Genomic DNA, 25,461 nt, shown 5'->3' with positions numbered 1-25,461 from the left:
TGAGGAAAGGACTACTTTACGGGTCTTTTTTATAGCTTTAAGGGCTCAGAATGAGTAGATACGGAGGTAGAGAATGAAGCTGCTGGCTACGGGAAAAGTAAAATGGTTCGTCTATCAGAAAGTCGTCATCGTATTTATTGTCTTTCTGATTCCACTCATATCGATGAATATTTGGGTGAATTATAAGGGAATGTCATTCACCAAAAATGCAATTTTGGACTCATCCCTGGCTGGGGCATCATTCTATTCCAAGCAACTGGATAAAGAGATATATTTCATCCGCAATCAACAATTACAATTTCAAGAAGATAAAAACATACAGAAGCTTAGTTTCCGAGGTGAAAGTTTAGAAAAGTATGAAGAGGTAGAATTAATCGGTAATGCTGAAGATCTATTGAATCGGATCATTGCCTCAAGCGAATATGTGGTTAACGCCGGGGTATATGTTAAGTCTCTGGGCAAAACGATCTCTGGTAAGACGGGGGTCACGGCCATTCCTAATATGGAGTACGTTAAAATTTCCTCGTTACTTAACGTTAAGCAGAAGCCCTCATTCTATCGGAGCGGTGATGCGATTTTCCTTATAGAAACAGGAGATAATGCGGAGCTTTGGTCGTATATTGAAATCTCAAAAGGTAAGCTATTGGAGGCACTAAATCAAATCGCAACCTTATATCAAGAATCGGAGGTATTTCTGGGAAGTAATGAGCTGGGCAATATTCTATCTACTACAGACGATCAGTTAGTGTCTACTGAGGTGCTTAGGCTCATCACCAAACAGGATCAGTTTAATTCCGATATCCCAGAAATAAACAAGGTGAACGGTAAAAGTTACTTTATTGCCCATAACTTTATCAGTTCTTTGAATCTATCCTTGATGATGTATGTGAATCAGAATGAAATCACAAGGCCCTTAAGTCAATTTAATACACTACTATATGCTTCTTTTGTCATCGCTATTGTGGTAATGGTACTTTATTCTTATTCGGTAAATCTAATGATTCATCGGCCCTTATCCAAATTGGTTAAGACATTCCGTATGGTAGAAACGGATAATCTTGATTTAGTCATCGAGTCAAAGACCAAAGATGAGTTTTACTATATATTTAACAGTTTTAATCGTATGGCTTCTAGACTTAAGCGTTCTATTGAAGAGAATTATGAACAGAAGATTGCCCTGCAGCATTCGCAGTTGAAGCAATTGCAGTCACAGATTAACCCGCATTTTCTCTATAACAGCTTCTTTAATATTTACATGATGTGTAAAGTAGGAGATTCCGATAGTGCGGCTGAGCTCTCACAAAAGCTAGGGAGCTACTACCAATACATCACGAGAAGTGGATCGGACGAGGTGGCTTTCTTTAAGGAGTATCAGCATGCGCTTGATTATTGTGAAATTCAGTGTATTCGCTTCTCGAATCGTATTTCTTTCGAATATGAAGAAATACCCGTTTTGGCGAACGCGATTTTAGTACCGAGGCTGATTATTCAGCCAATTGTTGAGAATGTGTTCGAGCATGCTTTCGAAGACGACTCCCGAAACGGGGTTGTCTATATTGGTGCCGAATGCGAAGAGGGAATAATAATTATCACGATTGAAGATAGCGGCACTCTTTTAAAAGATGAGGAAATAGAGCACTTGCAGAAGAAGCTTGCGATGGGTTTAAAACAAGTTGAGAAGACGGGATTAATCAACGTTAATAATAGACTCCAATTGAAGTACGGACCAGATAGTGGCTTGTTTGTCTCTCGCAGCAAATACGGAGGATTGAGGGTAGAACTGATAGTTAAATATGAGAGTAAGGAAGTGTGATTATGTATAGATTACTAATCGTAGATGATGAGCCTGTAATTGTGAATGGATTAGTCCAACTGTTTCAGGATAACTCAGAATTTGAACTGGATATACGAAAAGCTTACTCCTCAAGCGAAGCTCTTGAAATTGCTAAGAAAACGAAACTGGATATTTTAGTTAGCGATATTCGTATGCCTCAAAAGAATGGTCTCCAGCTCGTGGACGAAATCGTCTATTATTGGCCATTATGCCGGGTGATTTTCCTTACAGGATACAGTGAATTTGATTATGTATACGAAGCGATTCGTAAGAATGTGGACAATTACATTCTGAAAACGGAAGGAATTGAACCTATTTTCCAAGCTGTGAAGGCAGCAGTCGACAAGCTAGACGAGGAGAACCGTCGCAGACTTCAATTGGAGAAGGCGCAAATGCACTATCAAATCGCTAGTTCCTTTCTAAAGAGAGAGCTGATGGAGCGGGTACTAAGCGGGGAGTCTATTACTTCTATACTCAATAATGTACGTTACAAGGATGTAGAGTTCGGCATTGCATTAGATCGTCCTTCGTTCTTTCTTGTGGGTATCTTAGATCAATTAGATGATCCAAAATTTAAAATGCCTCCGTCTGTTCAGCGTATTTTTCATGATCACCTGCCTGCATCTATTGCATGTGAAGAAGTGATTTATGATGATCGTGTATTCCTATGGCTGCTTCAACCAGATGAAGGGTTGCTGAATCGCTTTCGTAGTGACTATCCTGATCAAGGGGTAAATTGGTCTGGAATCGTTGCTTATATGAGAGGGATATTAGAGCCTGTACAGAATGAGTGTGATGAGCTGCTAAGTGTCTGCGTTTCATTCGGGATATCGGGGGATTTACTTAACCATTGGGAATCGATCCATCTTCAAGTTGAAGCAGTGCGTTCTATGATTCTTAAGAGAGCTTTATTAGGTCAGCACATGCTTATCTTAGACCTTGAGAAACTAAGTCAACTAGAGGATACGATGCACAAAGCTGGAGGAATCGAGCAGGAAGATTTCAAGACGCTAATCATTGAACAAATTCATCAATTTGTGCAGGAGAACCTATCTGGAGATATATCGCTTACCTCAATTGCTGCAGAGGTGCATCTTAATCCGTCCTATTTATCTCGTTATTATAAACAGACGACAGGTCAAAATTTATTAGAGTATATTCAGTCGACGAAGCTGCATGTTGCTCTGCAGCTGATGAAGAATACAACTCTGAAACTAAATGAAATCGCTATCCGGGTCGGTTTTGAATCACCATCCTACTTTACAACATTCTTTAAACGGAAGATGGGCTTATCTCCACAGGAATACCGAAATTCAAAATGAGTAAATAAAGTGAAAGTGATGTAAAAAAAACGAAATTGAAAGCGGTTTCCTCTGTGACTAAAATATTAACTAGGAACATTGATTAACTACAAGAATTGCAGCAAACAAAGGGGGGAAGCATTCAGATGAAGAAAATGAGATCATGGAAAATGGTTTTATCAGTAACGATGATTCTTTCATTATTGTCAGCATGCGGAAGTCAAGGAAATGGAAATGCGAATGCACCATCTACGCCTAAGGAAAACACTACGAATAGTGCCACAAACAGCGCGACAGCACCTGATCCACTAGGGAAATACCCGGAAACGGTTACTGTTACAGAAATACTCGGATATAATCCACCAGAAGATCCCAGAACTCCAAGCGGAATAACACCGGAACAAAATGCCTACCTGAAAGATCTCAAAGAGATGATGAATATTGAAGTGAAATACAAATGGACCGTTCCCTCTGCCCAGTTCGAGCAAAAGTTCTCGCTTGCCATGGCATCAGGGGATCTACCCGATGTGATAGAAGTTGATCAGAAGAACTATGAGAAGCTTAAAAAGCAAGATATGCTTGCTGATCTGACAGATGCTTATGCACAATATGCTTCACCAGCTCTAAAGGCTTATATGGACTCAGATGGTGGATTTGCGATGAAAACGTTCAGTGCGGAGGGGAAGCAATTAGGTATCCCTGCATTTGAAGATCCCTTCTTATCCACACAGCTGTTATGGATTCGTCAAGATTGGCTTAATAATCTAGGTTTACAGGCACCGAAGACGATCGATGAGCTTGAGAAAGTTGCACAAGCATTTACACATAATGATCCAGATCAGAATGGTAAGAATGACACCTATGGTTTAGCCATACAAAAGAATCTCTTCTTCTGGGGATTTGATGTCAGAGGTTTCTTTAATGGATTTGGTGCTTATCCTTCCGTTGGAGATAAACAATCGGCTTGGATTAAAGGCGGCGATGACAAATTGTTACCGGGATTGATTCAACCTGAAGTGAAGACCGCACTTGGTAAGCTACAAGCCTGGTATAAAGATGGAATTATTGATAAAGAGTTTGCACTAAAGGATGAGAATAAGGCTGTAGAAGATCTGACTGCAGGTAAAGTGGGTATTTCCTACGGAGAGTGGTGGTATCCGAACTGGCCGCTTAACTCCAGCGTAGACAAAGATCCCAAGGCAGATTGGATTGCAATTCAACTTCCAGGGATTGATGGTCCAGCTAAATCACTCGTTCCAAAAATCCGCAGCAATAAAATTTTCGTTGTGAACAAAAAGATGAAGAACCCAGAAGCAGCGATTAAGATGCTCAATTTCTACATCGAAGTTGGTAATAAGAAATACAAGGATAAGAACAAAGCCGCAGATGGCTATGTATACAACTGGTTTAACCCACGGATTGCCAACCCTGTTGATATTGATACGATTTACAACGAAGTGAACAAAGCGCTTGATGCTAATCAGACTGAAATTACAATAGACGATGCAAATTATAAGACCGTTGCGGATACATTCAAAGCGACTAAGGACTTCCTGGCAGGCGACACATCTAACGCTACCAAAGGTGTAAACTGGGGTCAATATTATAGCCGGGCTGCAAAAGACGGTGGCTGGGGCTTAACACGACAAATTAAAGAAAATCAACAATTTGTATACAACGAGTTTTACGGTCTTCCTACACCAACAGTAGTGGAAAAGGGCGGTCAGCTGGATAAGTTGATGCAAGAGTCCTTTACCAAGATTATCATGGGCGGTTCTCTTGATGATTTCGATAAATTCGTGGATAGCTGGAAGGCACTTGGCGGTAATGAAATTATTGATGAGGTCAATGAATGGTATAGCACGGAAGCTACGAAATAAATCATAGGGACAAGAAAGCGGGTGAGGTGAGTCGGGTGAGCCGACTCACCTCCCGTTTTAAAATGAGTAAGTTGGTGAGGAGGGCATCTATGAAATCACTGAAGAATGAATTTCCGCTTCATATCATGTTAATACCGGGTGTGATTGTTACACTGATTTATGCTTACGGACCGATGGCCGGTCTGGTTATGGCGTTTCAAGAGTTTGAGCCGTTATCCGGTTTTTTTAAATCCGATTTTGTGGGATTAGATAACTTCCGTTATGTATTTAATTTACCGGATTTCAAGCAAGTGCTGTGGAATACGCTAGTCATTGCCATCATCAAAATGGTGTTGTCTCTGCTTGTCCCGCTTATTCTAGCTTTATTATTAAATGAGATCACTAAGAAATGGTTCGCAGGTTTTATTCAATCCGCCATTTTCCTCCCGTTCTTCCTTTCATGGACCGTCCTTGGGGGTGTCATTATTGAATTATTCTCTCTGAATGGACCTATTAATGGCTTAATTTCCTCTATGGGCTTAGAACCTATCATGTTCATGCTTGATAATAGTTGGTTCAGGGGGATTATCATTGGCTCGGATGTCTGGAAAGGCATGGGCTACAATATGATCATCATGCTTGCTGCCATCACAGGAATTAACGCGACGCTGTATGAAGCGGCGGAGGTAGATGGTGCAGGAAAATGGAAGCAAATGCTTAACATTACGCTTCCAGGTATAGCACCGATTATTATTTTACTTAGTGTATTAGGTCTCGGTGGTATTCTTAACGCAGGTTTTGAGCAGATATTGATTATGTATAACCCGACTGTATATGCCGGCGCAGATATAATAGATACATTTGTCTATCGATTGGGAATGTTCAGCCAACAATTTGGACCTGCGGCAGCAGTGGGTCTCTTTAAATCGATAATATCTTTATTTATGGTATCAACAACTTACTATGCAGCTTACAAATTTAATAATTACCGCATATTCTAGGAGGTGGAGATGGTGCTACATAAACAATCATTCAGCAGAAAGTTATTTATCGTGTTCAATACGCTGTTGTTAACTTTCATTACCATACTCGGCATTATCCCATTTGTACACTTACTCTCCATCTCACTTAGCTCGAATACAGCTGCTATGGCTGGAGAAGTGAAGCTTTGGCCCGTCGGGTTTTCCTGGGATGCTTATGTATATTTAGGAGAAAAGGTAGAGTTCTTTCGTTCCTTGGGAGTCTCCGTAAAACGAGTAGTGCTCGGTTCAGTAGTTAACTTGTTTCTAGTATTTATTACTGCTTATCCGCTTTCCAAATCGAATGATCAGTTTAAATTTAGAACCGTATATGTATGGATATTCGCGATTACGATGTTTTTTGGAGGCGGCTTAATTCCGACGTATATCATAGTGAAAAATACAGGCTTAATCGATTCCATTTGGGCGCTTATCTTACCAGGTGCATTGAATGTATGGAATATGGTTCTGATGCTTAACTTCTTCAGATCTATTCCAAGAGAATTGGATGAAGCGGCTACGATTGATGGTGCCGGACATTGGAGAGTACTTTGGCAAATTTATTTACCGATATCCCTTCCATCCATCGCAACGATTGGGTTATTCACCATAGTTGGGCATTGGAACGCTTGGTTTGACGGTATCCTTTACCTGAATTCACCTGAACATTATCCGCTACAGACCTATCTTTCTACCTTGATTATGTCTATCAATGCCCAGATGTCATCGATGTCCATTGAGCAGCTCAAGGTGATGGAGAATCTGAGTGAGAAGACAATCCGAACGGCGCAAATATTCATGGGTGCATTGCCAATTATGGTAGTCTACCCATTCTTACAAAGGTATTTCGTAAAAGGAATGACGGTTGGTAGTGTTAAAGAATAAAGAAATAGAGTAAAGACATAGCATAAAGTCTCATATGAAGGAGCAGATTGCGATGAAGAAAGTCACTGTTGCTTTAATTGGAGCGGGCCTGCGGGGAATTAATTATTCAGAATATGCGATTCAGCACCCCGATGAGCTTCAAGTTGTAGCTGTTGCAGAGCCGAATGCGAAGCGGAGAAATAAATTTAAGGCAAGATATAAGCTGGCTGATGACATGTGCTTTACCCATTGGGATGATTTTTTCGCGTCCCCGAAAGTAGCAGATGCGGTATTTATCTGTACCCAAGACAATCAGCATTATGTGCCGACAATGAAAGCACTGGAGGCAGGGTATCATGTGCTACTAGAAAAGCCGATGTCCCCTGATGCCAAGGAATGTGTACTTATGGGGGAAATGGCCTCTAAAGTGAATCGTGTCTTCTCGATATGCCATGTATTGAGATATACCAATTTCTTCTCAACGATCAAGGAACTGCTGGAGAGTGGTGCGATCGGACAATTGATGTCCATTCAACATAATGAGAACGTGGGTTACTGGCACCAAGCTCATAGCTTCGTAAGAGGGAATTGGAGCAAGAAGGATGAGTCCAGTCCGATGATTCTCGCTAAGTCCTGTCATGATCTGGACATTCTTTCCTGGTTAACAGATTCAGAATGTGTTCGAGTGTCTTCCTTTGGCTCACTGTCTCATTTCAAATCTAGTGAAGCGCCGGAAGGAGCTCCGCTACGTTGCACAGATGGATGCCCAGCATCAGATAAATGTCTCTATTATGCTCCTGATCAATATTTGACGGAGGATACAGATTGGCCTACATCGGCAATTAGCGATGATCCAAGCTATGAAGCCCGCCTGAATGCTCTTCAGGAAGGACCTTATGGACGATGTGTCTATCATTGTGATAATGATGTCGTCGACCATCAAGTTGTAAATCTAGAATTTGCTAATTCCGTAACTATAGCATTTACAATGAGCGCGTTTACCAAAGATGTTAGTCGTACCCTCAAGCTGATGGGTACCACGGGAGAAATTCGCGGTGCGATGGAGAAGAATGAAATTGAAGTGATCCATTTTGGCAGCGGTAAGGTAGAGAGAATTTCGTTCGAAAATGCAGGTGGTCATGTGGGTCATGGCGGCGGCGATATGGGGTTAATCAAAGATTTTGTTAAGCTGGTTCGAGCGGAAGGGAAGATTCAAGGTCTTACATCAGCGAATCATTCCATTCAAAGTCACCTTATGGCTTTTGCAGCAGAGCAATCCCGCATCGAGGGTAACAGTATTGTTCTGAAAGAATTTGCACAAAGTGTCTGTAAAGATGAAGAGGTGAAGCAACGATGAATGCTCCGCAGCCATTTCAGACGATGTTATTAAGTTCGTTGGTTAAGGTATTTGCTGATGAAGTGCCAAATCATGAATCCTATCGCAGTGCAACCGCACTTGTTGGAGAAACATTTTCGTTCCAAGTTGCTTATACCTCAGATACACTTCTTAAGAATATTGAAGTAGAGATAAAATCATCGCTTCCAGATCTAATATGTATAAGATCCGTTGGACTTGTTCCCTCAGAAATGCCTTGTTTCAAAAATCATGATGAAGATGTGCTAAGAACTACGCCGGGATTATATCCAGATCCATTGTATACGCTGGATCAACAATCTATTTCATCGATCCCGGGACAATGGCGATCTTTATGGGTGACGATAACCTTGGATGAATCAATGAGTACGGGGCTTCGTTCTATTCAGGTCCTCTTCCAATCATCTGAAGGGCAGATGTTAGGTGAATCGGATGTATTTGAGTTAACCGTCATCCCTGCAACACTACCGCCGCAAAAGTTAATTCATACGGAATGGTTCCATGTGGATTGTCTTGCTACAAAGTATGATGTCGAAGTATTTAGTGAAGCGCATTGGGACCTTATAGAACTCTATGCAGATACGATGGTTAAGCATGGCATGAACATGATCTTAACTCCGTTGTTTACACCGCCTTTGGATACAGCCATTGGTGGAGTACGTCCAACGGTTCAATTGATATCCGTGACTAAAGCGGGAGATCGTTATGAATTCGGATTTGATCTGCTTACTCGTTGGGTATCGATGTGCCGCCGGCTTGGCTTCAAATACTTTGAGTTCTCTCATTTATTCACTCAATGGGGGGCAAAGTGTGCACCAAAAATAATGGTAACCATTCAAGGTGAAGATCAGCAACTATTCGGCTGGGATACGGACGCCTCCTCGCAGGAATACCATAGTTTCTTGGATCAATTTTTACCTTGCTTAGATCAATATTTGAAAGAGCAGGGAATAGACCAGCAAAGCTGGTTCCATATTTCAGATGAACCAGGAGAGGAACATTTGGAATCGTACCGAGCTGCAAGTGAGATCATTTATAAACATTTATCAAGTTATCCGATCATGGACGCATTGTCTGAATTGGAGTTGTATGAACAGGGCCTGGTGAAAAGGCCGATTCCTGCGAATACGCATATTGAACCGTTCTTAGAACATCAGGTTCCAGACCTTTGGACGTACTATTGCTGCGCTCAAGGTGAACAGGTATCCAACCGGTTTTTCAACATGCCGTCTGCTAGAAATCGTATAATCGGGTTTCAATTGTATAAATTCGGATTACAGGGCTTCTTGCATTGGGGTTATAACTTCTGGTACTCGCAATATTCATTGAATCAGCGGCTGGACCCTTATCGTACGACTGACGCTGAGCATGCATTTCCCTCAGGAGATGCCTACTTGGTCTATCCGGGAGAAGAAGGCCCGATTGAATCCATTCGATTGGAAGTTCTATATGAAGGGTTGCAGGATTTGCGCGCACTAGAATTACTTGAGCAGAAAATTGGCAAGAAAGCAACGATAGCCATTATGGAAGAGGGTCTGAGCACATCGTTGACCTTCTCTGTATACCCGAGGGATCATGGAACATGGCTCTTAGAGGCAAGAGAGCGGATCAATCAGGCGATAGCAAGTTATTCTACTTAAGTGATCATACCATTACGAGGTGTTGAGAATATGGCAACTTTTCATTATTCAGGATCTTCCTTTTATTATAACGATCAGGCGATACGGCTTATCTCAGGAGCCATCCATTATTTTAGGACTCTGCCGGAACATTGGGAAGACCGTCTTATCAAATTAAAAGCTTGCGGCTTCAATACGGTTGAAACCTATGTGGCATGGAATTTACACGAGCCGAAGAAAGGCCAACTTCATTTTGAAGGTATGGCAGATGTAGTCCGGTTTATTGAACTGGCAGGAGATTTGGGTCTGCATGTCATCGTTCGTCCCGCACCTTATATTTGTGCAGAATGGGAATTTGGTGGACTGCCATCTTGGTTGCTAGCTGATTCGGATATGCGTCTTCGATGCTACCATAAACCATTTCTAGATCATGTAGATGCGTATTATGATGTATTGCTCCCCAAATTACAACCACTGTTATGTACAAATGGTGGCCCGATCATTGCTATGCAGATTGAGAATGAGTACGGTAGTTACGGCAATGACAAGCGCTATTTGACTCATTTAAAAGACAGCATGATTTCCCGTGGGATAGATGTACTACTATTCACTTCCGATGGACCTGAAGACGCGATGTTACAGGGAGGTATGGTCCCAGGTGTGCTGGAGACGGTGAACTTTGGATCACGTCCAGTAGAAGCATTCAACAAGCTCCGTGAATACCAACCAGAGGCTCCAATCATGTGTATGGAATATTGGAACGGCTGGTTTGATCATTGGCGTGAGGAGCATCATACGCGTCCGGCTGAGGATGTAGCGAAGGTATTGGATGAGATACTTAGTTTAGGCGCATCCGTTAATTTCTATATGTTCCATGGCGGAACTAATTTTGGCTTCTACAACGGAGCGAATGGGCATACGTTTGACAGCTATGAACCAACAATTACTAGTTATGACTATGATTCATTACTGAGTGAATCCGGTGAGCCAACAGCTAAATATTATGCAGTTCGTGAAGTGATCTCCAAATATGCAGATCTCGGACCCGTTGAGTTGCCAGCTCCTGTTGCTAAGAGAGCATATGGAAGAGTAGAGATGAAGGAGCAAGCTTCACTTACCGCAAACTTGAATCGCATTTCTGTACCCATTCATTCTGCATACCCTGAACCGATGGAGAAATTGGGTCAGGATTATGGCTTTATTCATTATAGTACGTTCCTTACAGGACCTCGTCCCAAAGAGGAGTTCTTCATCCAGGATTTACATGATCGTGCATTAGTCTTTCTGAATGGAGAGCTCACTGCAACCTTAGATCGTGTAGAGCCAGAGGTAAAATTAGAGTTCGAGGTTCCGGCCGAAGGGCTGCATGTTAGTATAATTGTAGAGAATTTAGGACGCATCAACTATGGTCCTTATATGAGAGATTGTAAGGGGATTACCGAAGGGGTACGGTATGGACGGCAGTTTCTGTCAGAATGGACGACGTATACGTTGCCATTAACAGATTTATCTGGTCTGCAGTTTGAAGGTCTATTCAAGCAAGTGGAACCTAGCTTCTTCCGCAGCACCTTAGTTGTGGATGAACCTTGTGATACGTTCTTGAGCATGGAAGGATGGACTAAAGGCGTCGTGTTCATTAATGGGTTCAACCTTGGACGCTATTGGAATATCGGACCACAGAAAACAATGTATGTGCCAGGACCTTTATTGAAGCAAGGCGACAATGAAATTGTCATCTTTGAATTGCACAGCACTTCAGATACCGCTGTTACCTTCGTAGATCTACCGGAATTAGGATAATAGGGCATAGCTTGTAGCTTGTAAGAATATCACTAGCAGTTTCAAAACGCAGCAATTAATATATCGTAACAATAAAGACACCCGAATAGATCCGGGTGTCTTTGATAAATAGAAACTATTTCTTGCTGCGTATTCTAAGGTTATGTAGTTCCCATTGTTCATACCAATCTTGAACAACGGCAGGAAGGCCAATACTAAGATCGCCTTTCAATAAGTCCGTCAGATTCTTGTATTGTTCTTCCACAGCGGATCGTTCCCCAATACTGTCGTAGACCTTCATTAACCCTAAATGTCCTTGTTCAAAGTAGGGCTGAAGCTGTACTACCTTTTGATACACGGTGACAGCTTCGGGAACTCTGTTGTTGTCGATATAGAACTGGGCCATTCCCATAGCATGGTGTAGCCAAATGGTGCGCAGACGTTGTCGTTCGCCCTCTGCCCACAAATAGTCGTAATCTCCAAAATAATCCCCTGAATAAAGTTCAAATACGTTTTGATGTTCTGCATAATTGTCCTCTCCGATGGATTCGAGTGCAAGAATATTGTGCTCCCACTGGGCTGCATCGATTAGAAGCGGCCCGGTCTCAAGCGTATACCCTTCACCGCCACTAACGTTGCTGATATGCAGATCTACCTCACTTTGCTTTAAACATTGCCGTACTTGATAAATGGTTGTGTAGAGATGGGTAGAAGCCTTTTTAAGGTTGAAATCTGGCCATAGTAGGTCAATCAGGGTATCTTTACTGACGAATCGGTTGCGGTTATGAAGCAAGAAAGCAAACAATTCTTGTGCCTTAGAAGTTCTCCAACGGAGATTGTTTAAAGGTTGTCCTCCTCGTTCAAAACGCAGCGATTGAAAACAACGAATCGTTAGTTCTTGTACTACCTCAGTGCTTTTTGGTGCAAACCTCAATCTGTCCTCCAAGCGTTGTACTGTTTTGAATAAACGGTCATGTCGCACGGGCTTCAAAATATAATCAATCGCATTTAACTCAAAGGCTTCCACTGCATATTGGTTATATGCGGTCACGAAAACGATATTAGCGTTTGGACAGACCTCTTGCAGAATTGCGGCAGCCTGAAGTCCGCTCACTTCAGGCATTTCAATATCAATAAAAATAACGTCAGGCTCCAAGGCTGGAGCTTCTTGTATAGCTTGAACCGGGTCTGTATAGGACGCGATGATATGAACAGCTTCCATTTCTTTTAACATGAATTCTAACTTTACGAGAGCAAGGCGTTCATCGTCCACCAATACTGCTTGAATCATTGTTATTTCACCACTCAATATAGTATTTTTTAGCAAAAAACAATATATGATTACTTTTATTTCGGTTCATTATAGTTTGTCTGTGACTAGGTATTTTTGCGATTCATATTTCTTTTTTCAGAAGGGATTATGAAGCTTACTGAAGTGCCTAGCCCTTCCTTGCTTTTAATTAGCAAACCCTTAGCATAGACACGTAACAAGCGTTTATGTGTATTAAGGAATCCAATCCCTCGGGTTACATTAGACTGGCTGCCCAGTAGTTGCTGAAGTTGTTTGGAAGTCATGCCTTTACCATTATCAGCGATTGTAATCTCGATGTCATCAGCTAGTTCTTTGATCGATATTGAAAGCGTACCTCCTTTGGAGCGGCTTAATATACCGTGCCTAACGGCATTTTCAACGAGTGGCTGAATGGTCAAGGGAGGTAACTGAAAATGTAGATTTTCTGCTACATCCCAGTTGATGGTCATCCTGTCCTCAAAACGCTCTTTCTCTATGTACAGATAGGCGCGGACAAGCTCAAGCTCATGTTCAATCGGTATCATCGGCTCAGCGTTCAAGAAGTTAAAGCTTAAACGTAAATAAGAGCTAAAGGCATCAATGAGGTGACTCATACGCTGTGTATCAAAAGATGCCAGAGCTGATATAGAATTTAATGTGTTGAATAAGAAATGGGGTTGTATTTGCGCTTGAAGATACGCTGCTTCCAGGCGAAGCCGTTCATTTACGGACTGTTTTAAATCTGTTAAGGAACGGACCCGTCCTCTTAGCTCCATAGCGTTCATAGGCTTCATTACATAGTCGTTCGCGCCCGAAACAAATCCGGTGTAGATATCTTCCGGCTGGCTACGTGCGGTCAGAAGTAGAATAGGAAGCTCAGCTATGGTAAAACGTTCACGAATTCTCTGTGTTAATTCATAGCCGGACATCTGGGGCATCATTACATCTGTAATGATTAAATCCCATTGATCAATATCCAGTTTTGTTAAAGCATCGATTCCACTGGTTACCGTAACCATTTCATAGTCTTTGATGGATAGTACGCTAGTAAGGATTTTCAAATTAACCGGATCATCGTCTACAGCCAGAATCCTAGGCCTTCTTCCAGTCGTTGAAGATGCTGTACTGGTCGTAGACCATTTGGTTAGCGTAATCATTGCCGGTGTGTCTGAGTATTCAGGAGTTGAAGGGATTTCTGAATGTGAATCTCGGTTAGCAGGCTCGGATAAAGGCATGGTGAAGGTAAAGGTAGTCCCTTGTCCAAGTGCAGAGATTACACTGATCTTCCCACCATGAAGCTCGACTAACTGCTTAACGGTACTTAATCCAAGCCCGATGCCACCGCTAACTTTGTGCATGCTGGAGTCACCCTGTTCGTAGGGCTGGAAAGCCCTGTGCAGCATTTCCTCGCTCATGCCAAGACCTGTGTCCGAAATATGAATCCGTGCCGTTTTTTTATGTATATCCGCATGGATTCTTATCGTACCTACGGTCGTATGATTAACTGAATTTTGAATCAGATTGAACAAGATCTGAATGAGTCTTTTTTCATCGGCTAGAATGGAAGGAAAAGAATCGGGAATCTCCGAGATTAAGGTTAAAGATTTTCCTTCCGTAAAGAATTTGAACATATCTAGCACACCTATTGCGAAGGACTGAATTTTAAGCTCTCTAAGCTGTAGTTGTATATTGCTTTCACGAAGCTCGGGTTGATCCAGCAAATCGTCTACCAGCAGGGACATACGTCTTCCTATAGTAATGAGTACTTCTAAATTTTCTATATTCTGCGGCGATAAAGCCGGTCGTTCGCTGTTAAGGACCGTTTCTGCCATATTAATGATGCTATACAACGGATTTTGTAATTCGTGTGAAGTGTTAGCCAAAAAATCATCTTTTTGCGTAACGCTTCTCTGTAGACTTTGGGCCAGTTTTTCAGTATGTTTTGCATTCCAGTGATAACGTTTAAATCCAAAAGTCGCAAAGCATAAAAACGCGATCATGAGGTCAAAAGGATAATAAGTAACGTTAACCCAGTTATAGTTCTTGAACATTCCCCACAGAGTGCTGTTAACGATGGCTAGTATGGATAACAAAAGAAATATTGCGCCTTCGTAATTCATTAGAATAGACCTTAGAAAAAGAATCATCACTCCTAATGCCAAAAACAATAAGTTTATGCCGAAAAGGGGTCTGTAAAATTCAAAATAGTGGACAATAGGTCCAACTAATATGAAAAGAATGTGTATTATAGATAGGATAGTTAAGATACGAACACTTTTTATGGGTGCATCCTTGAACAAAAGATGCTTGCTTGTCAGCAGAATGAAAATAAAAGTAAAGAGGTATGAGATGAGCAATAATTTCAGATCCCATTGATAGTTCAAGGGAAGGATGTGCAATAAAAGCTTATCATCATCCATAAGTACTGACGCAATAGCGGAGATTACCAGCAGAAAAAAATAGACCAACATCTTCTGTCGCGGCCCCATTATATATAAAATAACAGCATATACGGCGTCCAGCATCAATACAACACATAACAACAGCTGTAGGCCAACGGAGAGCATTCTTTGCTTTGCTAATGCTTTTTCGCTGCCCAATACAATAGATTTGGTTATTCCCCCTTTTTTGGCAAAAGAATAGTTAGCTACCTGGACTACAATTTCAATCTCGTTGCTACTTTTGTCGGTTGTATAAAAGACTGAATAAGGCAGTGTATAGGGAATATAGTGCTCTTTATCCTTAGCAGGAGAACCAGAGCTACCCAGCAGTTCACCATTAATATATAATTCCGAAGAAGTCTGTGCTCCAGAAAGGAGAAGACCTAGGGATTGTTGCTTATCCTTATCTACAAGAACACGCAGTCGATAGGAACCGTAACCATAGGTGGATTTTTCCGTATCGCTAAAGGCCTTTTTCCAGTTGCCCGGGACTTGTATATATTGTGGAGGAGTGGCAGCTTGAGATTGTTCATTAAACGAAGGTTGCAGTAGATTCGGATAGAATTCCCATTGCCCATCTAAAATAAAAAGATTATTCTGATTCAGTTGTTTATCGCGTAAATCCAGTACCCCATTGGTCAATTGTGGTTGTATGGGGTGGTTAGAAATCATTACCCAGAGGATCCGAAATCCAGTTAGCACCGTAAGAAACAGTGTGATAATTAGAAACAGTTTTCTTTTAGTCATAGTAATTAAACATTATTCGACAAAAAACAATATATTCCTTTCACAAAAATATTTCAAAAATTAAAAAAAGTTGTGATTAAGTTGCAGGGGAATAGAATTGGCTGGCGTCTAACGTTATGTAGGTGAAGGAGGGGAGAAAGCTGGAAGAGGCGGAATGGATTTCTGCTGTGCTGAACGGTGAGCATCAGGCCTTTGGGCATTTGGTGACACGTTATCAAGGCATGGTATACAGAGTGTGCGTCAAGATTACTGGAGAAGCCGAATCGGCCAAAGATATGGCCCAAGAGGTTTTTATAAAAGCATACAAAGCGCTCCCCTCTTTCAGAGGACAGTCTACCTTCTCGACATGGCTTTATCGGATAGCCTATCGAACCTGTCTGGACTGGAAACGGGCCAATGATAGGGAGTGGAGGCATCGGAGTGCAGCTGATTACACTGAGAATGATTGGGTAACGTCTCAAACACCAGAGCAAGAGGTGCTAGAGCAGGAACAATCAGCTGAGCTGGGTGAGAATGTGAACAGCCTTGCGGAACCGTACCGGTCGGTCGTACAGCTGTACTATTTTCAGCGAAATTCTTATCAAGAGATAGCGGAGCAAAAAGGTGTTTCCGTTAAAACTATCGAATCGCAGCTTTATCGTGCCAGACAGATGATGCGTAGACAAAGGGAGGAATTGCGATGAATTGTGCAATAGTGAAGGAATGGATGCCACATTACATTGACGGTCTTCTGTCTCCAGATATGGAGCTGAGTATCCGGTTGCACATACAATCCTGTCCTGATTGCGCACAGTGGCTGGAGGAAGCGAAAGAAATGTCAGCTCTTTGGTCAGAAATGGAAGCAGACAGCGAATATCAACATGAACAGATGGACTTTCCAGATCTAGCAGCAGGTGTTATGGCCCATATTGAGCAGCTTGAAACAGGACGCAGGGAACGAGCGATTAAAGCGACAAGCGTAAGACGTCGTTTTGCTCCTAGAACATCTTTGACACATTATGCGGTGGCTGCCTGCTTGAGTTTGTTATTGTTGCAGTTTGGCGTTTTTGAGAATTTGGCTTATGGGATCACTGAAATTAATGGTCATGTGTCGAATTCTGTGACCCAATGGTTTGGTGGCTTTAGAAAATAGTCATAAAGAGATTTATAAATAATAGATGGATTCAGGTAAACTGAAAAGTTTATGCTATCCAAATTTTAGGAGGATGTATTATGATTAAGAAGAGACGTTGGCTCACTTTTATGCTAGCTATGATTCCTGGTGTAGGTCATTTGTACTTAGGCTTCAAAAAGCAGGGGCTGCAGTTTATGATCGGGGCTTCCTTATGTATTATGTTTATTCCGTCTGAGCCCATGATCTTCCCTTTTGCGCTAGCTGCACTGTGGTTTTACCAATTGTTTGATGCCCTGCAGAAAGCGGCTTGGATGAAAATAACTGCAGCCGAACATGAGCGTATGATGTTCCATCCTGACAGCTTCGGAGAGCCTTGGACGATGGGGATATCCTCTATGCCAGGTTACCCACATGAAGATGTGAATCCGGCTTGGGTTGGTGTTGGATGTGTTGTTGCTGGGTTCCTTATGCTGGTGATCTCAGCATTTCCGACGCTTTGGAGAATGTTAATTGAGATTAACATTGGTACGATCTTGCTATCACTGGGTCTGATTGCGTACGGTCTGAAGATGCTAAGAAACAATACGAGAGCGTAAGAAACGGGGATTTCACTATGGGGAGATGGAAAATCGGGAGTTTCACTGCAGCTATAGGCTGCATCGCACTTGGTGTCATTATTGTGATGGCTCAGTATAATATGATCAGCTATGAAGTACTTGGTTATTTATGGCCAGCATTGTTGATTCTGTTCGGACTCGAGATGTTGCTAAGATTGTTTATCAAATCCGATGCCAAAAGTCGTGTGAGCGGTTGGGCGATCCTATTGATCATCCTGTTGGTTGGAGCAAGCAGTGCACAGAGCGTAATGGCCGGAGGCTCACTTAGCAGTTTAATCGGGAATACACATTTAACCCCACTAAGCGGCAATGTCGAAGTGAAAGACAATATTACGACGCTAAAAATCGTACTTCCAAGTGGAAAAGTAAAGGTCGAGGGAATAGATGGAAGCTCATTGGATTATGAGGGAAGCTTACTCTTACCTGGAAAATCGCAAAGTGAAGCCGAAAGTTCGTTGGAAAAGAAATGGAAAGTAAAAACTGAGGGAGATACGCTGATTATGGAGCTCGATACAGATCATAATTGGTTCTCTAATATTCAGTTTGGATTTAATACTAAAAGTCCTTATTTAAATGTAAGTGTACCTAGCAGTCTTGCCGTTGAGGTAGATACTAGTGACGGGTCAATAGAAGCCTGGGATTTGAAGTCTGGCTTAGTGGTTGACACTAGTAATGGGGTTATAAATATTCATGATGTTGCTGGTGGAGTTGAGGCACATACCAGCAATGGCTCACTGACTGTTCAGAACATCCAAGGTGGGGCGCAGCTCAAAAGTTCTAATGGTGCGATTATTTTGGATAATATAGATGGAGCGTTGACTGCAAAGAGCAGCAACGGAAAGATCACTATTCATTCAGCAGTGACTGGAAAATGGAAATGTTCGTCTAGTAACGGAAAGATTACGGTGGGATTGCCAACTGTGTCCGATGCGAAGATTACAGCGGATACTAGCAACGGCTCACTGAAGGGGAATATTCCTTGGGATCTAGACGGGGACAGCTTTGGCACTGCCATTCTCGGTAAAGGAACTTATACCGTGGACTTAAGTACAAGTAATGGAAGTATGACCGTGGACACAGCTGAATAAGTACGAACAATAAAGGGAGTTAAGGCTTCAGCGATTGGTTCTGCTGAAGCCTTAGCTCCCTTTTTTAAATTATAAGAAACCTACCAAGCGTAAGCTTTAGGCGCTTCTCCGCCCGGTCCTGGGAAGATCTCATCTAGCCGTTTGAGGACAGATTCATCTAGCACAATCTCAAGACTGCGTAGTGCACTCTCGAATTGCTCTAGTGTGCGTGGTCCAATAATTGGTGCGGTTACAGCAGGATTGGCTAATAACCATGCTAGCGCTACATTATCTTGTGGTTCTCCAAGCTCCATACATAAGCTTGCAAAAGCCTCAAGCTGATCTTTGTATTGCTCTACGCGCTCGGTATTTCCTCCACTGCGGCTGCCTTCTATTTTCTTAAGTGCATTGCGTCCAAGAAGACCTCCATCCAGTGGGCTCCAAGGAATAACGCCTAAACCATGATGGAGAGAGGAAGGTAATACTTCAAGTTCAGGAAGGCGACAGGTCAGGCTGTATTTATGCTGCTCAGAAATCAAACCTAAGAAGCCACGTGCCTTGGCCTCTTGTTGGGCTACAGCGATATCCCATCCTGCAAAGTTACTGGAGCCGACATAACCAATCTTTCCTTGGTTTACAGCAAGCTCAAAAGCCCCCCATAGCTCGTCCCAAGACACACTACGGTCAATGTGATGCATCTGGTACAATTCAATATGATCGGTCTGGAGACGCTGCAGAGACCCCTCTAGATGGCGGCGTATAATATAAGATGATAGTCCGCCCTCATCATTAGGCCCGTCGAGCTTATCGCTCATTGCACCGTATACCTTGGTAGCTAACACGACCTTTTCACGTCGCCCACCGCCTTGTTTAAACCAACGACCAATAATCGTTTCTGTTAAACCGGAATTCTCGCCCCAACCATAAATGTTAGCGGTATCAAAAAAATTAACACCTGCGTCGAGTGCAGCGTCCATAATACGAAAGGCTTCTTGTTCATCTGTTTGTGGGCCGAAGTTCATTGTTCCGAGACATAGCCGACTGACCTTCATACCGGATTTGCCAAGCTTAGCATATTGCACTTCGCATTCACTCCTTAGGTAGATGATTTCAACTTTATTGTAAACAACTTATTAATCAAGGGCAAATTTGCCCAGTACTTCGCTGGTGCTCGTTAGCGTAGCTTTTATGTTTTCAGAAACTTTTTTTAGCTTATAACGTATTTACAATGGAAAAAATTTCATAATGGAGGAAGCGCTATGAAAAAGAGCTTCAGTATTATTTTCGCAGGAATTATCGGAATGCTTGTATTCACAAATCAATCCTATGCTAATCCATCGACGTTGCCTCCAAGCTTGGACAGTACAGATGTGTTTTCTGTTAGTGGCGATCTCGTCGCAATCATAGATCATAGCACTAACAAAGCAGACGTGGTCAATGTAACAACAAATAAGGTAGTCAATCTTTCAAATGATGCTCATACGATTCTCGATCTTAACATGATGAAGAATCCGCAAAAAATAGTGCTGCTAAAGAAATCAAATGGCAACGAAATTACGAAAACGGTCTTTACCTATGCCGGAGAGCAGATTAGTAAAACAGAAATACCGCTTAAAGATTCGGCAGACAAAATCAAATGGGTTGCTCCTACGGGGAAAGTAAACGAACGAATCATGGTTCAATTTGGAGATTCCTTTAATCTTTATCAGTATCCTTGGACTAAGCCAAGTGTAAGCTTTAACGCTAAGATTAACGACAACGGATATGAAAGTGTAAACGTTCAGGGTTGGGATTTTGTTGGATATCCTTATTTAGCTATAAAGTATCAAGCACAAGGTATAATGAGCGATGATTTCTTTGTAAGAACAATTAATTTATTTCACCATAATGAAAAAATATTTAAAGACTTTAATGCTGATATTAAGCTTAAATTTATTGGTCCAAATCTTGCAGTATACACATCATACATTTACCAGCCAGTTCCAGCTAACGCGAAGCGTCCTGTTTCAGATGATCCTCAGAACGTGTTCCGTTTGATGAATGTTGCAACCGGAAGTGCACCAACCTCTATTAAGCAAGCTTTTAAAGAAGAGGGTGATCTTTCGGGGTGGAAGACGGACTTTATTAACAATCAAGTGTTTGTTGGGGATGTATTAGAACAAACCTGGTCGTTATTTTCGCAAGAAGGAACTCAGATCTTAAAAGAGCAAAAATGGCCTGAAAGTGGTAATAGCAAATTTTTGAGCTACGATTCAAGCACCAAAACTGCCTATTTCCTGAAATATTCAGGTGGAAACATTGACGTAATTTCAAATCCAATTCATTAATAAAACGTGAAAATGCAGAGCCGCTACAGGGATGATCCTGGGCGGTACTTTTCATTACTCAAGAAAATCTTCCTTCACAATAATTGTTTTATAGGCTATGCCTATCAACTCAATAGAATCTATATCTTTGTCCTTTACGACTGGGTATGATACAACAATATAAAGAAGAACTATGTCTGTTAGAGCAGACCACTTGAGGAGTGACTGAGATGAGTGAGGTTAAAAAAATCGCCGTAATCGCAGGGGACGGTATTGGACCTGAAGTAGTAGCTGAAGCAGAAAAAGTATTAAAAAGAGCGGGAGAAGTATTTGGGTATACCTTTGAAACGGAGCACGCTCTATTTGGAGGCATTGCAATAGACGAAAGAGGCACACCGCTGCCGGAAGATACATTAGAAATCTGTCGCAGTGCTGACGCTGTATTACTGGGCGCTGTGGGCGGACCGAAATGGGATAACAATTCAAAGGAGCTTCGTCCTGAAACCGGATTGCTTGGCATTCGTAAAGCGCTTGGGTTGTTCTCAAACTTACGTCCTGCAGTCGTATTCGATTGCCTTAAGGATGCTTCGACATTGAAGCCAGAAGTGCTGGAAGGAACAGATCTTATGGTCGTTCGTGAGCTGACTGGTGGTATTTACTTCGGAGATAAACTGCGTCGTCAAGGTGAACATGGTGAAGAAGCGGTGGATACCTGTGTGTATAACGTAATGGAAGTGGAACGAATCGTGCGTCAGGCTTTTGAAATTGCTGGTAAGCGCCGCAATAAGCTGGCAAGTGTTGATAAAGCGAATGTACTTGAAACATCACGTTTATGGCGTGAGGTCGTAAATAAGATTGCTCCAGAATACCCTGAGGTAGAGGTAGAGCATGTACTCGTTGATAACTGCGCGATGCAGCTGCTGCGCCGTCCATCCAGCTTTGATGTTATCGTAACCGAGAATATGTTTGGTGACATTCTGAGCGATGAGGCTGCGATGTTGACAGGCTCTATTGGTATGTTAGCTTCCGCTTCGATGGCTGACGGTAACTATGGTCTCTACGAGCCCGTTCACGGCTCCGCACCTGATATTGCTGGACAAGGGCTTGCGAATCCGATTGCTACGATTTTGTCCTTAGCCCTGATGTTCCGTTTAACCTTTGGTTACGAAGATGCGGCTGCTGCGATAGAGGCTGCTGTGGCTGAAGTATTGGATGCAGGTCACCGTACAAGTGATATTGCCGTAGATAAGAGCAAAGCGCTTAGTACATCTGAAATGGGCGACCTGATTGTTGCAGCTATCCGCAAAGCATAAAAAATATAATTCCTAATTACGATTATAGATGGATTTGTCTAAGATTGACTTTGATTTTGTACGATGATACCATTTGATATGTAGACAAGATGTAAATTATTCCAGCATATCACGACATGAAATGGTTGGTTTCTTACATAATCAAAGGAGGATTTTGGCAATGGCTGAACGTTTAGTAGGTAGACCAGCTCCAGATTTTACTATGCAAACCGTATCGGGCGATGGTAAGGATTTTGGTAAAGTTAGTCTGTCCGACTATCGTGGCAAATGGCTGGTATTCTTCTTTTATCCTCTGGACTTTACTTTTGTATGTCCGACTGAAATCACTGCTCTTAGTGAAGCAGCTGCCCAGTTCGAAGCGCTTGATACAGAAATTCTCGGCGCGAGTGTAGATTCGGTCCACAGCCACAAAGCATGGATCAATACACCTAAGGATTCCAATGGTCTTGGCCGTTTGAATTTCCCGCTTGCTGGTGATATTACTAAACAAGTAGCTAAAGACTACGGCATTCTGATTGAAGAAGAAGGTATTGCATTGCGTGGATTGTTCATCATTGATCCTGAAGGTGAATTGAAATATCAAGTTGTTAATCACAATGATGTAGGTCGCAGCGTAGAAGAAACACTTCGTGTCCTTCAAGCCCTGCAATCTGGCGGCTTATGCCCAATGAACTGGAAACCAGGTGACAGAAACCTTTAAATGCTGTTCTGCTATTATCTGATCTTTGATATTCTGATTTCAACCTCCTTGCAGAAGTTTTTCTGTAAGGAGGTTTTTTGCTCCAAAAAGTCCTAAATAAAAAATGGATTTGAAAATAGGCGTGAAAAGTTATATTATGTCCTCGAGTGGAGGAATCTCCATTGGGGTAATGTAATACAATAATAAAAACTCAGATGAGTTAGTCATTCTAAGGAGGGTGAACAAATATGAGCTTTTGCTGTGGAGCGAGTATGGTAGGAACAAAGGGAACCCTTAAACATTATCGCACGCAAGTCCATAATGTTCCCCTGCTTTTTTGTCCGGTATGTCATCGTGTAGAGGTTCACTATAAGGTCGAAAACGAGTATGAGATTTTGGCGGAATACGCACATGGAGACGGTGTTACTGATGTGGATTTTCAGGACTATGTCATGGAAGACGAAACTGCAATATTCGAAAATGTCATTAACATCGAGAGTGAAGAGCCTCTAGCTATTGTGCGGAGTCAGATCGATATGGCGCTTGACCTGCTTGCTGTAGCCAAACAGATTGAGGATACGAAGTGGGAACGGGAATTGAAGAAAAGATTAGCTGTGATGAGTCAAAGACGCCTTCGTCTGCAACAGAAAGCGTAAGATTATTTACAATTTGGGGTTGACCCATTTCTTTAACAAGGCCTTCGCAACTGCGAGGGCTTTTATCTTTATCTAAATTTTTTCTAACGGGTTTATATCAATTGAACGAATTAATAGTAATAAATATAATTTGATGTGATATTTTATATGTCTTTGGAATCATTTTATGAATTTTTTTATCATTCGACAGTTTCTCTGATTGCGTTGTCTACTTCACTTGGATATGATTGGAATATAATTGAACCGGTTGGAAAAAGTGCAACGATTACCGAATGTTCTGGCGGCTTCGTCATATACTCAAATACATAGTAATTTGATGTCGCTTTAGCGTCTTCGTCAAATGCAGTAAAAGGGGGAACTTCGTATCGTGATTAGCCAATATCAAGAAAGTCTTCTATTACCGGGAAGAACCTATCAATCAGGGCCTGTGGATACTACATACGAGGATGTACTAGAGAATATTGACAGCGGAATCATGCTTTTTGATGAAGAGGGAGTTATAAGTTTTGTAAATAAGCAAATGTACGGGATGCTCGAATTAACCCGTCACTCCCTTGTTGGCTGTACAATATCACACCTATTATCTAACGTTAGACTAAGCCGCTTTAAGAAAAAGCAAGTACTGCAAAGCTATAGAGAGATGGTATACAAAGGAAAATCAAATTATGAATTTTTAGACGAGTATGGCCGTTATTGGAAGGTTACATTATGCTGTGGAGAGCAAATGAAGGGTTGTTATTTGTTTACAGTTAAAGAGATCTCCGATTATAAGTTGATTGAACAAACAGCTTACCAAAACGATAGTTTGGCTGTGTTAGGTAAATTATCTGCATCTATTGCCCACGAAATTCGGAATCCATTAACCGCGATCCGTGGATTTATTCAATTGCTTCACCCGCATCTGCAGCAGCTTGGGAAACAGGAATATGGCAAGATTATATTGGCGGAGATCGATCGGGCGAACGATATTATCCATGAATTTCTAACATCATCCAAGCCCTCAGTTCCTCAAGTGGGAATGATTCCTGTGTCAGCCTTGCTCAAGGAAGTAGTGCTGCTTACAGAGAGCGAAGCCTTGATGAAAGGATGCCAGATTAATCTGCATTCTTTTCAGGGGGATATGATGATTTCTGGTGATGTAAAACAAATGAAACAGGTAGTCCTCAACATGATTAGAAATGCCATGGAGGCCGTTACAGATAGGGCAGATGGTCTAATGGGTCAAATAGAGGTTGGAGCCCGTAGAGAGGGTTCTGAGGTCCGTATTTTCATTTCTGATAACGGTAAGGGAATGGATATCCGTACACTGGACAGGTTGTTCAGTCCATTTTTTACGACGAAGGAGAATGGGACTGGGCTCGGGCTTTCCGTGAGTGATCGAATCATCAAAAATCATGGTGGATGTATTTCTGTCAGCAGTAGAGTTAACGAAGGTACTCATTTTGTAATCTCATTGCCATTAATCCATTAGTACACTTAGTTAGAAGACAGAGTGTTAAGAGGCTGATCCCTGCGGATAATACAGATGCAGAGATCGGCCTTACTTATGTTACAATGGGGATTCGCTTTGGGAGACAAAT

Annotated in this window: 20 protein-coding genes; 17 read left to right on the top strand and 3 right to left on the bottom strand. The window is 42.0% G+C overall.

Annotated features, from left to right (window positions below):
* Positions 1-73: 73 nt before the first annotated feature.
* The 8 genes from M2444_RS29600 (at position 74) to M2444_RS29565 (ending at position 11,671) form a co-directional block, all read left to right on the top strand.
* A complete protein-coding gene (locus M2444_RS29600; protein ID WP_280788783.1) occupies positions 74-1,813 on the top strand; it encodes a sensor histidine kinase in 1,740 nt (579 codons plus the stop codon).
* A gap of 2 nt (positions 1,814-1,815) precedes the next feature.
* The gene (locus tag M2444_RS29595) at positions 1,816-3,156 is read left to right on the top strand and encodes a response regulator transcription factor (RefSeq protein ID WP_280788782.1); all 1,341 of its coding nucleotides are present in this window, start codon (positions 1,816-1,818) and stop codon (positions 3,154-3,156) included.
* A 125-nt stretch (positions 3,157-3,281) separates the two neighbouring features.
* On the top strand, positions 3,282-5,015 hold the full coding sequence (locus M2444_RS29590; RefSeq protein ID WP_094878059.1) for an extracellular solute-binding protein: 1,734 nt from the start codon (positions 3,282-3,284) through the stop codon (positions 5,013-5,015).
* An 89-nt stretch (positions 5,016-5,104) separates the two neighbouring features.
* A complete protein-coding gene (locus M2444_RS29585) occupies positions 5,105-5,995 on the top strand; it encodes an ABC transporter permease (RefSeq protein WP_094878060.1) in 891 nt (296 codons plus the stop codon).
* Between the two features lie 9 nt (positions 5,996-6,004).
* Positions 6,005-6,898 (top strand): carbohydrate ABC transporter permease, encoded by an 894-nt coding sequence (locus M2444_RS29580; RefSeq protein ID WP_094869949.1) that lies wholly within the window; start codon positions 6,005-6,007, stop codon positions 6,896-6,898.
* Between the two features lie 52 nt (positions 6,899-6,950).
* Positions 6,951-8,234 carry a Gfo/Idh/MocA family protein gene (locus M2444_RS29575; RefSeq protein WP_094878061.1) on the top strand — a complete coding sequence of 428 codons (1,284 nt, stop codon included), beginning with the start codon at positions 6,951-6,953 and terminating at the stop codon, positions 8,232-8,234.
* Positions 8,231-9,892, top strand: a complete 1,662-nt coding sequence (locus M2444_RS29570; RefSeq protein ID WP_280788781.1) for a DUF4091 domain-containing protein — start codon at positions 8,231-8,233, stop codon at positions 9,890-9,892. Before M2444_RS29575 ends, M2444_RS29570 begins: the two co-directional genes overlap by 4 nt.
* A gap of 30 nt (positions 9,893-9,922) precedes the next feature.
* Positions 9,923-11,671 (top strand): glycoside hydrolase family 35 protein, encoded by a 1,749-nt coding sequence (locus M2444_RS29565; protein WP_280788780.1) that lies wholly within the window; start codon positions 9,923-9,925, stop codon positions 11,669-11,671.
* 115 nt (positions 11,672-11,786) lie between these two features.
* Here the strand turns inward: M2444_RS29565 and M2444_RS29560 are convergent, their stop codons facing one another.
* Positions 11,787-12,941 carry a response regulator gene (locus M2444_RS29560; RefSeq protein WP_094869953.1) on the bottom strand — a complete coding sequence of 385 codons (1,155 nt, stop codon included), beginning with the start codon at positions 12,939-12,941 and terminating at the stop codon, positions 11,787-11,789.
* A gap of 86 nt (positions 12,942-13,027) precedes the next feature.
* On the bottom strand, positions 13,028-16,129 hold the full coding sequence (locus M2444_RS29555; RefSeq protein WP_280788779.1) for a hybrid sensor histidine kinase/response regulator: 3,102 nt from the start codon (positions 16,127-16,129) through the stop codon (positions 13,028-13,030).
* Between the two features lie 122 nt (positions 16,130-16,251).
* On the opposite strand from M2444_RS29555, the gene M2444_RS29550 reads away from it, so the two are divergent.
* From M2444_RS29550 to M2444_RS29535, 4 genes are all read left to right on the top strand, one after another.
* Positions 16,252-16,812 (top strand): RNA polymerase sigma factor, encoded by a 561-nt coding sequence (locus M2444_RS29550; protein WP_042125119.1) that lies wholly within the window; start codon positions 16,252-16,254, stop codon positions 16,810-16,812.
* On the top strand, positions 16,809-17,261 hold the full coding sequence (locus tag M2444_RS29545; RefSeq protein ID WP_094869955.1) for an anti-sigma factor family protein: 453 nt from the start codon (positions 16,809-16,811) through the stop codon (positions 17,259-17,261). The genes M2444_RS29550 and M2444_RS29545 overlap by 4 nt, the downstream gene beginning before the upstream one ends.
* A gap of 80 nt (positions 17,262-17,341) precedes the next feature.
* The gene (locus M2444_RS29540) at positions 17,342-17,839 is read left to right on the top strand and encodes a hypothetical protein (protein ID WP_094869956.1); all 498 of its coding nucleotides are present in this window, start codon (positions 17,342-17,344) and stop codon (positions 17,837-17,839) included.
* A gap of 17 nt (positions 17,840-17,856) precedes the next feature.
* Entirely contained in the window at positions 17,857-18,948 is a 1,092-nt protein-coding gene (locus M2444_RS29535) for a LiaI-LiaF-like domain-containing protein (protein WP_280788778.1), read from the top strand.
* A gap of 80 nt (positions 18,949-19,028) precedes the next feature.
* Here M2444_RS29535 and M2444_RS29530 read toward each other — a convergent pair whose 3' ends face one another.
* Positions 19,029-20,009, bottom strand: a complete 981-nt coding sequence (locus M2444_RS29530) for an aldo/keto reductase (RefSeq protein ID WP_094878066.1) — start codon at positions 20,007-20,009, stop codon at positions 19,029-19,031.
* Positions 20,010-20,186: 177 nt separating this feature from the next.
* Here M2444_RS29530 and M2444_RS29525 point away from each other — a divergent pair, with 177 nt between their 5' ends.
* From M2444_RS29525 to M2444_RS29505, 5 genes are all read left to right on the top strand, one after another.
* A complete protein-coding gene (locus M2444_RS29525; RefSeq protein ID WP_280788777.1) occupies positions 20,187-21,254 on the top strand; it encodes a hypothetical protein in 1,068 nt (355 codons plus the stop codon).
* A 209-nt stretch (positions 21,255-21,463) separates the two neighbouring features.
* Positions 21,464-22,546 (top strand): 3-isopropylmalate dehydrogenase, encoded by a 1,083-nt coding sequence (leuB, locus tag M2444_RS29520; RefSeq protein ID WP_094869960.1) that lies wholly within the window; start codon positions 21,464-21,466, stop codon positions 22,544-22,546.
* A 160-nt stretch (positions 22,547-22,706) separates the two neighbouring features.
* A complete protein-coding gene (locus M2444_RS29515; protein WP_094869961.1) occupies positions 22,707-23,246 on the top strand; it encodes a peroxiredoxin in 540 nt (179 codons plus the stop codon).
* A 227-nt stretch (positions 23,247-23,473) separates the two neighbouring features.
* Positions 23,474-23,881, top strand: a complete 408-nt coding sequence (locus tag M2444_RS29510; RefSeq protein ID WP_042125131.1) for a hypothetical protein — start codon at positions 23,474-23,476, stop codon at positions 23,879-23,881.
* Between the two features lie 367 nt (positions 23,882-24,248).
* Positions 24,249-25,352, top strand: a complete 1,104-nt coding sequence (locus M2444_RS29505) for an ATP-binding protein (RefSeq protein ID WP_094869962.1) — start codon at positions 24,249-24,251, stop codon at positions 25,350-25,352.
* Positions 25,353-25,461: the final 109 nt, after the last annotated feature.

The organism is Paenibacillus sp. PastF-3 (assembly GCF_029893135.1).
GTDB classification, from domain to species: Bacteria; Bacillota; Bacilli; order Paenibacillales; family Paenibacillaceae; genus Paenibacillus_AQ; species Paenibacillus_AQ nitricinens.
This window is presented reverse-complemented; position numbering and strand designations above follow the sequence as displayed.